The sequence below is a fragment of the Klebsiella sp. GB_Kp047 genome (assembly GCF_040065235.1).
In the GTDB taxonomy this organism is placed as follows: domain Bacteria; phylum Pseudomonadota; class Gammaproteobacteria; order Enterobacterales; family Enterobacteriaceae; genus Klebsiella; species Klebsiella quasipneumoniae.
In genome coordinates this window covers 40003-54358 of sequence record NZ_JBEAJG010000034.1, presented here as the reverse complement: position 1 = coordinate 54358, position 14356 = coordinate 40003, and the positions used below count along the sequence as shown (strand labels likewise).

The window sequence follows — 14356 nt, the reverse complement described above, 5'->3', positions numbered from 1 at the left end:
TTCTTGCCAGCGGCCAGTTTCGGCTGTCCGTAGCGAGAAGGTGTGAGTCAGCGCCCTTTTTTAGACTGCGGACAATGATTTTAAGAAGGATCGTTCCATGAGTATTCGTCATTGTGTCGCCGTCGATTTAGGCGCCTCCAGCGGGCGGGTCATGCTCGCCAGCTATCAGTCCGGGCCGCGCGCCCTGACGCTGCGTGAAATTCATCGCTTCACCAACAGCCTGCAGAAGGTGGATGGCTTCGACTGCTGGGATCTCGATAGCCTCGAAGACGAGATCCGCCGCGGGCTGGAGAAAGTGTGTGAGCAGGGCATCCTGATCGACAGCATCGGCATCGATACCTGGGGCGTGGATTATGTCCTGCTGGATAAGCAGGGTCAGCGCGTCGGGCTGCCGGTCTCCTATCGTGACGATCGCACCCAAGGCCTGCTACGTCACGCTGAAGAACAGCTGGGCCGGGCGGAGATCTATCGCCGCAGTGGCATTCAGTTTCTGCCGTTTAACACCCTTTATCAACTGCGCGCCCTGGTGGAACAGCAGCCGGAGCTGGTCAGTCAGGCCGCCCATGCCCTGCTGATCCCCGACTATTTCAGCTTCCGCCTGACCGGCAATCTGAACTGGGAATATACCAACGCCACCACCACCCAGTTGGTCAACATCCACAGCGATAACTGGGATGAGACGCTGCTGAACTGGACCGGCGCGCCGCGCGAGTGGTTTGGCACCCCGACGCATCCCGGCAATGTGACAGGCCACTGGATCTGCCCGCAAGGCAACCGTATTCCGGTGGTCGCCGTCGCTAGTCACGACACCGCCAGCGCGGTGATCGCCTCCCCGCTGGCCGACCGCCACGCCGCCTATCTCTCCTCCGGCACCTGGTCGCTGATGGGGTTTGAAAGCCTGACCCCTTACACCTGCGACGCGGCGCTGCAGGCCAATATCACCAACGAAGGCGGAGCCGAAGGCCGCTATCGGGTGCTGAAAAATATCATGGGCCTGTGGCTGCTGCAGCGGGTGCTGAAAGAACAAAACGTCAGCGACCTGCAGGGGCTGATCGCCCGCACTGCCGCGCTGCCGGCGTGTCGCTTCATCATTGACTGCAATGACGACCGCTTTATCAACCCGGCCAGTATGAGCGCCGAGATCCAGGCCGCCTGCCGCGGATCCGGCCAGCCGGTTCCTCACAGCGACGCCGAACTGGCGCGCTGCATTTTCGACAGCCTGGCGCTGCTTTACGCCCGGGTGCTTAACGAGCTGGCGGCGCTGCGCGGCCAGCCCTTCAGCCAGCTGCATATCGTCGGCGGCGGCTGCCAGAACGAACTGCTCAACCAGCTGTGCGCCGACGCCTGCGGGATCGCCGTCGTGGCCGGCCCGACAGAGGCCTCCACCCTCGGCAATATCGGCATCCAGTTAATGACCCTCGACGAGCTGGCCAGCGTCGATGAGTTTCGTCAGGTGGTGCACGGCAATGCGTCCCTCACCGCCTTTACCCCCAATCCTGATAGTGAAATTGCCCGTTTCGTGGCGCAGTTTCAGCCACAACAGACCAAGGAGCTTTGCGCATGACCACTCAACTTGAACAAGCCTGGGAAATTGCTAAGCAGCGCTACGCCGCCGTCGGCGTGGATGTCGAGGAGGCCCTGCGCCAGCTGGACCGTCTGCCCGTCTCCATGCACTGCTGGCAGGGTGACGACGTCGCCGGTTTCGAAAACCCGGCGGGAAGCCTGACCGGCGGCATCCAGGCCACCGGCAATTACCCGGGCAAAGCGCGCAATGCTCAGGAGCTACGCGCCGACCTTGAGCAGGCGCTGAGCCTGATTCCGGGGCCAAAACGTCTAAACCTGCACGCTATTTATCTGGAAGCCGACGCGCCGGTGGCGCGCAATGAGATAAAGCCGGAGCACTTTAAAAACTGGGTCGAGTGGGCGAAAGCCAACAAACTGGGGCTGGATTTCAACCCCTCCTGCTTCTCGCATCCGCTGAGCGCCGACGGCTTTACCCTGTCGCATGCCAACGATGAGATCCGCCAGTTCTGGATCGACCACTGCAAAGCCAGCCGCCGCGTATCCGCTTATTTTGGCGAGCAGCTGGGCACCCCGTCGGTGATGAATATCTGGGTGCCGGACGGCATGAAGGACATTACCGTTGACCGCTTCGCGCCGCGCCAGCGGCTGCTGAACGCGCTGGATGAAGTCATCAGCGAAAAATTCGACCCGGCGCACCACATTGACGCCGTCGAGAGCAAGCTGTTCGGTATCGGCGCCGAAAGCTACACCGTCGGCTCCAACGAGTTCTATATGGGCTATGCCACCAGCCGCCAGACGGCGCTGTGCCTGGATGCCGGCCACTTCCACCCGACGGAGGTCATCTCCGACAAGATCTCCGCCGCCATGCTCTACATCCCGCGCCTGCTGCTGCACGTCAGCCGCCCGGTGCGCTGGGACAGCGACCACGTGGTGCTGCTGGATGATGAGACTCAGGCCATCGCCAGCGAAATCATTCGCCATAACCTGTTTGACCGCGTGCACATCGGCCTCGACTTCTTCGATGCCTCCATCAACCGCATCGCGGCCTGGGTGATTGGTACCCGCAATATGAAAAAAGCGTTGCTGCGCGCCCTGCTGGAACCGACCAACCAGCTGCGCCAGCTGGAGAACGACGGCGATTACACCGCCCGCCTGGCGCTGCTCGAAGAGCAAAAATCCCTGCCGTGGCAGGCCATCTGGGAGATGTACTGCCAGCGTCACGACACGCCGGCGGGCAGCCAGTGGCTGGACAACGTGCGGGCTTATGAGAATGCGGTTCTGAGCCAGCGCGGGTAATGCACGGGCTTCCCCGGGTCGCGGCTGACGCCTTACCCGGGCTACGAACTGCGCGATGTTGCCAGAGCGCACCGAACCGTTCCCTCTCCCCTGTGGGGAGAGGGTTAGGGTGAGGGGCTACCCCCACCGAATTAACAGGAAAGACAAGACTATGCAGACCATTATCGACGCCTGGTTCGTCCAGGGCATGATCAAAGCCACCTCCGACGCCTGGCTGAAAGGCTGGGACGAGCGCAACGGCGGCAACCTGACGCTGCGTCTGGATGAGGCGGATATCGAACCTTACGCGGCGGATTTCCACGCTAAACCCCGCTATATCGCCCTCAGCCAGCCGATGCCAACCCTGGCCAATCAGCCGTTTATCGTCACCGGTTCCGGCAAATTCTTCCGTAATGTCCAGCTCGACCCGGCCGCTAACCTTGGCGTGGTGAAAGTCGACAGCGACGGCGCGGGATACCATATCCTGTGGGGTCTGACGGAGGATGCGGTGCCGACCTCCGAGCTGCCGGCACACTTCCTGTCGCACAGCGAGCGCATCAAACTGACCGACGGCAAGGACCGGGTGATCATGCACTGTCATGCCACCAATCTGATCGCCCTGACCTACGTCCTGGAGAACCACAGCGATCTGTTCACCCGCAAGCTGTGGGAAGGTAGCACCGAATGTCTGGTGGTCTTCCCGGATGGCGTCGGCATTCTGCCGTGGATGGTGCCAGGCACCGATGAAATCGGCCAGGCGACTGCGGAAACCATGCAAAAACACTCGCTGGTGCTGTGGCCGTTCCACGGCGTCTTCGGCAGCGGCCCAACCCTGGATGAGACCTTCGGCCTGATCGACACTGCCGAGAAGTCCGCCGAAGTGCTGGTGAAAGTCCTGTCCATGGGCGGGATGAAGCAGACCATCACTCGCGAAGAGCTTATCGCTCTTGGCAAACGCTTCAACGTCCAGCCGCTGCAGTCCGCGTTAGATCTTTATCCATAACAACATCGCGCCCCGCTCACCGAGACGGGGCGAAGCCTCACCTGCAAACCCTACAAAACTGACTCATGTGGAGTAAAAGCAATGAAAACAAAGACAAGCTTGATCCTCACCGTTGCCGCCCTGGCGTTGTCCGGTTCCGCCTTAGCAGAAGTTAAAATCGCCCTCGTGGCGAAATCGCTGGGAAATGGCTTCTTCGAAGCCGCCAACGTTGGCGCCCAACAGGCCGCCAAAGAGTTAGGTGATGTCAAAGTGATCTACACCGGCCCGACCACCACCACCGCCGAAGCGCAGATCGATGTGCTGAACGGGTTGATCGCCCAGGGGGTGGATGCGATCGCCATTTCCGCCAACGATCCGGACGCGGTGGTGCCGGTGCTGAAAAAAGCGATGCAGCGCGGCATCAAAGTGGTTTCCTGGGACTCCGGCGTGGCGCCGGCAGGCCGCCAGATCCATCTTAATCCTTCCAATAACGCCTTAATTGGCGAGACCAACGTCAAGCTCGCCGCCGATGCGCTGAAGGCGCTGAACGTGGAGAAGGGGGATGTGGCGGTGTTAAGCGCCACCCCGACCTCCACTAACCAGAATATCTGGATTGAGGAGATGAAAAAGGTGCTGCCGCAGTATCCGTCCGTCAATCTGGTGACCGTCGCCTACGGTGACGATCTGTCGGATAAAAGCTACCGCGAAGCGGTGGGCCTGCTGAAATCATATCCGGATCTGAAAGTCATAGTTTCGCCGTCATCGGTGGGAATTGTTGCCGCCGCGCAGGCGGTGAAGGACCAGGGAAAAATTGGCAAAGTCTATGTCACCGGGCTGGGGCTGCCGTCGGAAATGGCCGGCGCGATCAAGTCTGGCGCCAGCAAAAGCTTCGCCATCTGGAACCCGATTGACCTCGGTTACGCCGCCACCTATCTGGCCGACGATTTAGTCAAAGGCACGGCGACCAAAACCGAAGCCAGTATGGGCAAGCTGGGCAAAGTGAAGCTGGACGCCGAAGGGAATGGCGCGATGGCCGAGCCGTTTGTCTACGATGCGAGCAACATCGATAAGTTCTCGAAAATTTTCTAACCCTTGTTCCCTCACCCCGGCCCTCTCCCAGAGGGAGAGGGGGAACGGCTGGCCCTCTGCGCGATGCGGCCTGCGGGCGCCAGACCGTTCCCTCTCCCCTTTGGGGAGAGGGTTAGGGTGAGGGGCGATTTTACGGAGAACTATCATGTCAGCATCAACACCACTGCTGTCGCTGAAGGGGATCACCAAGATTTTTCCCGGTGTGCGCGCCCTTGAGAACGTGCAGCTCGATCTCTGGCCCGGCAAAGTGACCGCCCTCATCGGCGAAAACGGCGCGGGGAAATCCACGCTGGTCAAAGTGATGACCGGTATTTATCAGCCCGAAGAGGGGGAGATCCTCTATAAAGCGATTCCCATTCATCTGCCGACGCCGGAGTCGGCGCACAAGATGGGGATCACCGCCATCCACCAGGAAACCATACTGTTTGACGAACTTTCGGTCAGCGAAAACATTTTCGTCGGCCAGTATCTGTATAAGGGACTGCTCAAAACGCTCGACTGGCCGGCGATGCACCGCCGGGCTGGTGAGATCCTCGCCCGGCTGGAAGTCCAGATCGACCCGCGGGCAACGTTAAAAACGCTCAGCATCGCCCAGCGGCACATGGTGGCGATTGCCCGGGCGCTGGCTTTCGACGCCCAGGCGGTGATCCTCGATGAGCCGACCGCCGCGCTTTCCCAGCATGAAATCCTGGAGTTTTATCACATCGTTGAGCGTCTGAAGCAGGACGGCAAAGCGATCCTGTTTATCTCGCATAAGTTCGATGAAATTTTCGAGCTGGCCGACTATTACACCATCCTGCGCGATGGGGTGTACGTCAGCTCCGGGATGATGAGCGATATTACCGAAGAGCGGATGGTGTCGATGATGGTGGGCCGGGCGATCAGCCAAACCTACCCAAAAGTCGACTGTACCCCAGGGGAAACGGTGCTGGAGGTCAACGATCTTTGTCATCCTACCGAGTTTGCCGATATCAGCTTCAGCCTGCGCAAGGGGGAAATTCTCGGCTTTTACGGCCTGGTGGGCGCCGGACGCACCGAGCTGATGCAGGCGCTCTCCGGCGTAACGCATCCCTCCTCCGGCGAGATCCGACTGAACGGCAGCCCCATGCGCTTTCGCCAACCCGCCGACGCTATCCGCGCGGGCATCGTCTGCGTACCGGAAGAGCGACAGAAACAGGGGGCGATCATCGCCCTGCCTATCGCCCAGAACATCAGTCTGCCGCAGCTGAGCAAGCTCAATCCTAACGGCGTCCTGAACGACGCCCGGGAATGGCGGCTGGCGGACGAGTACGCCTCGCGCCTGCAGGTTAAAGCCTCCAGCTGGCGGCAGCCGGTGGAGACCCTCTCTGGCGGCAACCAGCAGAAAGTGGTGATCGGCAAATGGCTGGCGACCCAGCCCGAGGTGATCATCCTCGATGAGCCGACCAAAGGCATCGATATCGGCTCAAAAGCCGCTGTGCATCAGTTTATGTCCGAGCTGGTCAGCCAGGGGCTGGCGGTGATTATGGTCTCGTCAGAGCTGCCGGAAGTGATGGGCATGGCCGACCGGATTATCGTGATGCATGAAGGGCTGATGGTCGCCGAGTACCGGGCCGGGGAAGCGACGGCGGAAACCATCGTTAGCGCCGCCAGCGGCATCGGCCAGGAGGCAGCATGATGGGACACGCATGGCTGAAGCATCGCGAAGCGCTGCTGGCGCTGGTCATCATTTTGATGATCGGCGCCATTGGCAGCCGGGCGCCGTCGTTCGTTTCACCGGGTAATCTGGTGGAGATGTTTAACGATACCGCCATCCTTATCATTCTCGCCCTCGGACAGATGATGGTGCTGCTCACCAAAGGCATCGATTTGTCGATGGCCGCCAACCTGGCGCTGACCGGGATGATCGTCGCCCTGCTCAATGCCCACAATCCGGGTATTCCGGTGGTAGCGCTGCTGGCGCTGGCAACCCTGCTGGGCCTGCTGATGGGGATGATTAACGGCCTGCTGGTCTGGCGCCTCGGCATTCCCGCCATCGTGGTGACCCTGGGCACCATGAGCATTTATCGCGGCATTATCTTCCTGCTGACCGACGGCGGCTGGGTTAACTCACATCAGATGAGCGCTGATTTTCTCAGTCTGCCGCGCAGCACCCTCCTGGGATTGCCGCTGCTGAGCTGGTGCGCCATCGCCGCGCTGCTGCTGGTGGGTTACTTCCTGCGCTACAGCCGCACCGGCCGGGCCTTGTATACCGCGGGCGGCAACGCGACGGCGGCGTATTACACCGGCATTAACGCCGGGAAAATGCAGTTCGTCAGCTTCTGCCTCTCCGGCGCGCTGGCTGGCTTCTGCGGCTATCTGTGGATCTCGCGCTTCGCCGTCGCCTATGTCGATGTGGCGAACGGCTTTGAGCTGCAGGTGGTCGCCGCCTGCGTGATCGGCGGTATCAGCACCATGGGCGGAAGCGGACGGGTACTGGGCTGCCTGTGCGGCGCGCTGTTCCTCGGGGTCATCAATAATGCCCTGCCGGTGATCGGCATCTCGCCGTTCTGGCAAATGGCGATTTCCGGGGCGGTGATCGTCATGGCGGTGTTGCTTAACGAGCGCGGCAATCGCGGTCACGGGCGGTTAATCCTGCGTAACGCGGCGTTAGCCCGACAGAAACAGGCGGTAAAATCATGAGCAAGATGATGGTATCTGAAGAGATGAAAAACGCCCCGGCCGCGCCGTCGCCGCTGCGCCGCCTGCTGTGCTGGGAAGGGTTTTTACTGGCGGTCACCCTGGCGGTATTTATCGGCAACGCGGTGGCTTCCCCGTACTTCCTCAATATCTGGAACCTCTCGGACGCGACCTTTACCTTTACCGAGAAGGCGATCGTCGTCCTGCCGATGGCGATGCTGATTATCGCCCGGGAAATCGATCTGTCGGTGGCCTCGACGATGGCGCTCAGCTCAACGGTGATGGGCTTCTGCGCGGCGGCGGGGATGGATACGCCGCTGCTGGTATTGGTTGGATTGGGCGTAGGTCTGCTGTGCGGCCTGTTCAACGGCTTGCTGGTGACTCGCTTTAACTTGTCGTCCATTGTGATCACCATCGGCACCATGAGCCTGTATCGCGGCATCACCTATATCCTGCTGGGCGATCAGGCGCTCAACCACTACCCGGAGAGCTTTGCCTGGTTCGGCCAGGGGTACGTGTGGGGGGCGCTCTCTTTTGAGTTTGCGCTGTTTATCCTCCTCGCGGCTGCCTTCACCTTCCTGCTGCATAAAACCAACTTTGGCCGCCGAACCTACGCCATCGGCAATAACCCGACCGGCGCCTGGTACTCCGGGATCAACGTGAAGCGACATAACCTCGCGCTGTTCGCGCTGGTCGGGCTGATGGCCGGGCTGGCGGCGGTCCTGTTGACCTCACGGCTCGGCAGTACCCGCCCCACTTTGGCGATGGGCTGGGAGCTGGCGGTTGTCACCATGGCGGTGCTCGGCGGCGTCAATATTCTTGGCGGTTCCGGCAGCATGCCCGGGGTGATCATCGCCGCCTTTCTGATGGGGCTGGTGACCTTCGGCCTGAGCCTGCTGAACGTCCCCGGCATCGTGATGTCGGTGATTATCGGCGCGATGCTGATCGTGGTGATCTCCCTGCCGATTATGGCCCGGCGGATGCTGCAGCGAAGACGATGTTAATTTCCCCCTCGCCCTGGCCCTCTCCCCAAGGGAGAAGGGCGGGGTGAGGGGAAACGGATTTCCCAAAATCAACATTAAGGAGAATTATCATGAGTTTTATGTTGGCACTACCTAAAATCAGCCTCCACGGCGCAGGCGCTATCGGTGATATGGTCAAGCTGGTAGCGGGCAAACAGTGGGGCAAGGCGCTGATCGTCACCGACGGCCAGTTGGTGAAGCTGGGCCTGCTGGACAGTCTGTTTTCCGCGCTGGATGAACAGCAGATGGCTTATCAGCTGTTTGACGACGTGTTCCCCAACCCCACCGAAGCGCTGGTGCAGCAAGGCTATGCGGCGTACCAGGCGGCCCGCTGCGATTACCTGATCGCCTTCGGCGGCGGCAGCCCGATTGATACCGCCAAAGCGATAAAAATCCTCACCGCCAACCCAGGCCCCTCCACCGCCTACTCCGGCGTCGGCAAAGTGAAAAACGCTGGCGTGCCGCTGGTGGCCATCAACACCACCGCCGGCACGGCGGCGGAGATGACCAGCAACGCCGTGATTATCGATAGTGAGCGTCAGGTAAAAGAGGTGATTATCGACCCGAACCTGATCCCGGATATCGCCGTCGACGACGCCAGCGTGATGCTCGACATCCCACCAGCCGTTACCGCCGCCACCGGCATGGACGCCCTGACCCACGCCATCGAGGCCTTTGTCTCCGTTGGCGCCCATCCCCTGACCGACGCCAACGCCCTCGAGGCCATCCGCCTGATCAACCTGTGGCTGCCGAAAGCGGTAGACGATGGGCACGATCTGCAGGCCCGCGAGCAGATGGCGTTTGGCCAATACCTGGCGGGCATGGCGTTCAACAGCGCCGGTCTCGGGCTGGTACACGCCCTGGCCCATCAGCCTGGCGCCACCCACAACCTGCCGCACGGGGTGTGCAACGCCATCCTGCTGCCGATCATCGAAAACTTTAACCGCCCGAACGCGGTGGCGCGCTTCGCCCGCGTGGCGCAGGCGATGGGTGTCGATACCCACGGCATGAGCGATGAAGCCGCCAGCATGGAGGCCATCAACGCCATTCGCGCGCTGAGCAAACGCGTAGGGATCCCCCAGGGCTTCAGCCAGCTTGGCGTCAGCAAAGCCGATATCGAAGGCTGGCTGGACAAAGCGCTGGCCGACCCGTGCGCGCCGTGTAACCCGCGCCCCGCCAGCCGCGATGAGGTACGCGAGCTCTATCTGGAGGCATTATGATCCGCAAAGCCTTTGTGATGCAGGTTAACCCTGACGCGCACGAGGAGTATGCACGTCGCCACAACCCCATCTGGCCGGAGCTGGAGGCGGTACTGAAAACGCACGGCGCGCACCACTACGCCATTTATCTCGATAAAGAGCGCAACCTGCTGTTCGCCACGGTGGAGATTGAGTCGGAAGCCCGCTGGGAGGCGGTCGCCAGCACGGAAGTGTGCCAGCGCTGGTGGAAATACATGCGCGAGGTGATGCCCAGCAACCCTGACAACAGCCCGCTGAGCGCGGAGCTCAAAGAAGTGTTTTATCTGGCGTGAAACCCCGCGACGCCGGAGAGTACCTTCCCCGGCCTCCCCCCATGCGGGCTGGAGGCCGGTTCAACGGCGATAATGCAAAACAGGGGACACGATCCTTTACGCTCCCCTGTTTCTCTCGTCCATCATCCGGGGAAAAGTGCGTATTTGTCTTTATCCGCATCGGTAATTTCTCTTAATACCCGGCAAGGTACGCCAGCGGCAACCACATTCGCCGGTATAGAGCGATTTACCACACTGCCCGCGCCTATGACTGAATTCTGGCCAATCGTTACCCCGGGATTAATAATCACCCCCGTGCCTAACCAGACCCCATCTTCAATCACTACCGGTAATGAAAACTGTTGATGCGTATGGCGCAGCACGGGGTGGATGGGATGCCCGGCGGTGGAGATAGTGACATTTGGCGCAAACATAACGTTATTGCCGATGATAATGTCCGCATCGTCGACCAGCGTGAGGTTAAAATTGGCATAAAAATTATCACCAATCGTCGTATGGATCCCATAGGCAATATTGATCGGCGGCTCTATCCAGCATTGTTCGCCGACTTTCGCGAACATGCGCTGAATAATATCGTTGCGCAATTCCTGATTAAACGGATGCGAATGATTATATTCATAGGCCCGCGCTTTACCCACCAGCCGCTGCTCCGGCAAGCCATATCCTGCATCCAGGTAAAGCTCACCGCTGTTCATACGTTTTTTCATATCCATCATGACATCTTCCTTCTCTGTCAGGCACCACCCTGTGCCACGGAATGTTGATAATTAAACGGTCATCGCATTATCGCGCAGCGGCTCACTTTTCGCCTTGCCCGCTAACGTAAACGCGGATATTAAGGTGACCGTCAGGGCTATTCCGCCGAGGATCATATAGGTCTCCTGGAAGCCGATCCGATCATACATATTGCCGGCGAAGGCGGAGAGGAAGATCGCCGCCACCTGCTTGGCGAACTGGAAGCCCACCAGATATATGGTCGCCGACAGCCGGACATCAAACACGCCGGTGATGTATTTAAAGGCGCCCACCAGCAGGAACGGCACTTCCAGCGCATGGAGCATCTTCAGCGCCACCACTTCCGCGGCGGTGGTGGCGAAGGAAGAGCCAATCATTCTGGCCGCCATCACCATCCCGGCGATCAGCAGGGTATTCTTCGCTCCGATGCGGTTAATAATCCACGGCGAGCTGAACATAATGATGGCGTTACATATTTCTCCCGCGGTGGTGGCGAAACCAAAGGCACGGGTGCCTGCTTCCGGGGTCGCGAAGAACGATTTGAAGAAGGTGGCGAACTGCTGATCGAAAACGTCATACACGCAGGCCACGCCGATGACATACAGAATAAACATCCACATCTTCCGCTGACGGAACATGCGCACCGCCGTTTTTAAATCGATCGCCGGGCGATTGGCGCCGAGCGAGTCCATTACCTGCGCGGACTGACTGGCCTGCGGTTTAGCGATAGCCACCAGCACCACCAGCAGCAGCGCGGCGGCCGACCCCATCCAGAACACCCATTCGGGATTAATGCTGAACAGCATGCCGGCGGTGGTGGCGCACAGCGCCCATCCCAGACAACCAAAGGTGCGCGCCTTGCCGTATTCAAACCCGCTGTTGCGGCTTACCCGTTCGATATAGGCCTCCATCGCGCCGGCGCCTGCGGAGAATACAAAGCCGATATAGGCGCCGCCGCTCAGCGCCCCGAGCCAGATGTTGGTTTTCAGCAGCGGCGCGAAAACATAGAGGAAGAAGGGAGCAATCAGCACCAGCAGAACGGTCACGATCCACATCAGATGTTTTTTCAGCCCCAGCTTGTCTGAGATCACCCCGAGAACCGGCTGGAAACAGATGGCGAACAGCGACAGGCTGGAGAAAACGAGGCCGGTTTCAGTTTTATTCAGGCCGATAACATCCGACAGCCAGATCGGCAGAAACGGAAAGCAGGTGGCCATGATGAAGAAGTAGAGAAAGAAGAACAGCCCGAAAATCCAGAAGTTGGGGTTGTTTTTGTGGGTACAGACGGTCGGGTTCATTATATTTTCCTCAAGAAGGGCCGCGACGCGGCCCGATACCATCACACGCGTTGCAGGCCAATCAGAATGGCGCTTTCCGGGTCGAGGATGGGCAGCGCCAGCCCCGCCTGCTGTAGCCACTCACCGCTCACCGTCTGCGGCGTCGTCATCCATGCCGGCAGCTTCCGCATGGTGTGGCCGCCCTCGCCGGTGATCTGAATGTTCGGATGATCGAGGAGCGTCACCTGATAGCGGGCGCTCGCCTCCAACCCCGCCAGGCGCAGCGGCGCCATCAGGGTGTAGTCCGGCATCGCCAGCTGGCTGACGAGGAAAATCGCCTGCGCTTTATCCGGGCTGACGACGCCATGAGCAAGGGTGGTGGCGTCCGGCATATCCATCCGCCACTGCACGCCGTGATGGATCACGTCGCGCCACTGCTTATGCAGAGCCGCGTATTTCCTATACCCGGCGCGCTCTTCTTCATCGGCGCTCACTGGATCCAGCTCAAGCCCCATATGACCGAACAGCGCCGTCAGGCCGCGGAAGGCGATACTGTGCTGGCGGAAGGTGGCATGACAGTGGCGATTACCGATATGCGCGCCCATCACCTCCGGCGGGAAGAAGTAGCTCATGCCGCGCTGGATGGTGTTGCGCTCAAGGGCGTCATTGTTGTCAGAAGCCCAGAAGCGATGGCTGCGCTTGAGGACTTCATAATCGATACGACCGCCGCCGGAGGAGCAGGATTCAAATTCAATATGCGGGAAGCGGGCCACCAGCGTATCCAGCAGGCGGTAGAACTGGCGAGTCTGCGCATCGGCGGCGGCTTTGCCGTTATGGCCCGGCTGCACCAGCTCGCGGTTCATATCCCATTTCACGTAGTCCACCGCATGTTCGCCCAGCAGCCAGCTCATCCGCTCCAGCAGATAATCAAAGGCTTCCGGAATATTCAGGTTCAGGACAAACTGATGACGCCCGGGAAGCGGCGTATAGCCCGGAAGCGCCAGCACCCAATCAGGGTGTGCCCGATACAGATCGGAATCCGGGTTAATCATCTCAGGCTCCACCCAGATACCGAACTCCATCCCCAGCGATTTCACGTGGTTGATAACCGGCGTCAGGCCGTGGGGGTATTTTTTCTCATCGAGATACCAGTCGCCGAGCGCCGCCCAGTCGTCGTTGCGTCCTTTAAACCAGCCGTCGTCAATGATAAAACGCTCCACGCCCAGGGCCGCCGCTTCATCCGCCATGCGCATGATGTAGTCCGGATCGTGGTCGAAATAGATCCCCTCCCAGGTGTTGAGATGCACCGGGCGCGGCTTGTTGCCCGGGAAGCGAATAATCCGTTCGCGCAGATAACGATGGAACTGCTGGCTCATGCCGTTCAACCCGTTCGCCGAGTAGCTGGCATACAGGTAAGGCGTCCACAAGGTTTCCCCTTCTGCCAGCGCCATTTCGCCCGGCAGATAGAGCGCCTCGGCCTGCAGATAGCGGCGGCCATCGGTTTTCACCTCCGCCCGCAGGCGATGATTACCGCTCCAGGCCAGATGCACGCCCCAGACTTCACCCTGCATCTCGCTAAAGGCGTGGCTGCCGGTGATCAGGGCCGGGAAATGTTCGTGAGAGGTGCGCCCGCGGCGGTTCTCCAGCACAAAGCTGTCGTGCTCCAGGGTCAGGCGGTGAGGCTGAAACTCGCGGATCCAGCGGCCATGGAAAGCCATTACCTCACGAGCGCGTTCGGCGACCGGCAGCGTGACCGCCAGGCGATCCACCTGCCATGGGCTGACGCGCAGATTGGTCACGCCATGGCGCACGCTCAACACACCGCTGGCATCCAATGCGATCTCGCTGTACAAACGCAGGCCGGCATGCGGGTCTTCGCTGACCAGGGTTAGCGTCTGGCCCTCGTGCCGCACTTTGCTGGTGGCGAAAATCGGCGAGGCATCCAGCCCCTGGCGATGGCCTTCAATGCCCGGCGCGCCAAACAGACCATGGCCCAGTTCCGCCATTAAAGTGACCGGGGAATCGACATCGAGGCGGCCATTGGCGACCGGTCGCGTCAGGCTGTCGGCATCCTGCGGCGAAAAGTGGCTTAAATGCGGCCCCCAGTAGATAATTTCGGCGAAAGGGCGGGCTTTGATCACCACGTCAACCGTTGCGCTTTGCAGGCGTATAATCGAATCTGACATTAGACATCTCCATATCAAGGAATGTCTTACTGTTGATCCGAAACGTTTCGGACGCCAACCAAAACGTTTCGGATCCG

12 protein-coding genes are annotated in these 14356 nt (G+C 60.1%); 9 read left to right on the top strand and 3 right to left on the bottom strand.

Going from position 1 to position 14356, the window contains the following annotated elements; translation table 11 throughout:
• The first annotated feature begins 97 nt into the window (after positions 1-97).
• The 9 genes from rhaB to rhaM all read left to right on the top strand — a co-directional run bounded on the left by rhaB (position 98) and on the right by rhaM (position 10081).
• A complete protein-coding gene (gene rhaB, locus ABLV76_RS15415) occupies positions 98-1564 on the top strand; it encodes a rhamnulokinase (protein ID WP_348878374.1) in 1467 nt (488 codons plus the stop codon).
• On the top strand, positions 1561-2820 hold the full coding sequence (locus ABLV76_RS15410; RefSeq protein ID WP_004203663.1) for an L-rhamnose isomerase: 1260 nt from the start codon (positions 1561-1563) through the stop codon (positions 2818-2820). Before rhaB ends, ABLV76_RS15410 begins: the two co-directional genes overlap by 4 nt.
• 151 nt (positions 2821-2971) lie before the next feature.
• On the top strand, positions 2972-3802 hold the full coding sequence (gene rhaD / locus ABLV76_RS15405) for a rhamnulose-1-phosphate aldolase (protein ID WP_004203662.1): 831 nt from the start codon (positions 2972-2974) through the stop codon (positions 3800-3802).
• Between the two features lie 81 nt (positions 3803-3883).
• The gene (gene rhaS / locus ABLV76_RS15400) at positions 3884-4870 is read left to right on the top strand and encodes a rhamnose ABC transporter substrate-binding protein (protein ID WP_004203661.1); all 987 of its coding nucleotides are present in this window, start codon (positions 3884-3886) and stop codon (positions 4868-4870) included.
• A 145-nt stretch (positions 4871-5015) separates the two neighbouring features.
• A complete protein-coding gene (locus tag ABLV76_RS15395) occupies positions 5016-6527 on the top strand; it encodes a sugar ABC transporter ATP-binding protein (protein WP_004203660.1) in 1512 nt (503 codons plus the stop codon).
• Positions 6524-7531, top strand: coding sequence for an ABC transporter permease (locus ABLV76_RS15390; protein WP_074195334.1), 1008 nt, complete (start codon positions 6524-6526; stop codon positions 7529-7531). The genes ABLV76_RS15395 and ABLV76_RS15390 overlap by 4 nt, the downstream gene beginning before the upstream one ends.
• Entirely contained in the window at positions 7528-8532 is a 1005-nt protein-coding gene (locus ABLV76_RS15385; protein ID WP_049093252.1) for an ABC transporter permease, read from the top strand. Before ABLV76_RS15390 ends, ABLV76_RS15385 begins: the two co-directional genes overlap by 4 nt.
• An 89-nt stretch (positions 8533-8621) precedes the next feature.
• On the top strand, positions 8622-9770 hold the full coding sequence (fucO, locus tag ABLV76_RS15380) for a lactaldehyde reductase (protein ID WP_062913760.1): 1149 nt from the start codon (positions 8622-8624) through the stop codon (positions 9768-9770).
• Complete coding sequence (rhaM, locus tag ABLV76_RS15375) at positions 9767-10081, top strand: L-rhamnose mutarotase (protein ID WP_017899830.1); 315 nt, start codon at positions 9767-9769, stop codon at positions 10079-10081. The genes fucO and rhaM overlap by 4 nt, the downstream gene beginning before the upstream one ends.
• A 122-nt stretch (positions 10082-10203) precedes the next feature.
• Here the strand turns inward: rhaM and ABLV76_RS15370 are convergent, their stop codons facing one another.
• The 3 genes from ABLV76_RS15370 to ABLV76_RS15360 are packed head-to-tail and all read right to left on the bottom strand — an operon-like array spanning position 10204 to position 14279.
• Positions 10204-10797, bottom strand: coding sequence for a maltose acetyltransferase domain-containing protein (locus ABLV76_RS15370; protein WP_114466371.1), 594 nt, complete (start codon positions 10795-10797; stop codon positions 10204-10206).
• 51 nt (positions 10798-10848) lie between these two features.
• Positions 10849-12114, bottom strand: coding sequence for an MFS transporter (locus tag ABLV76_RS15365; RefSeq protein ID WP_004203654.1), 1266 nt, complete (start codon positions 12112-12114; stop codon positions 10849-10851).
• Positions 12115-12155: 41 nt separating this feature from the next.
• Positions 12156-14279, bottom strand: a complete 2124-nt coding sequence (locus ABLV76_RS15360) for an alpha-galactosidase (protein WP_004203653.1) — start codon at positions 14277-14279, stop codon at positions 12156-12158.
• Positions 14280-14356 lie beyond the last annotated feature (77 nt).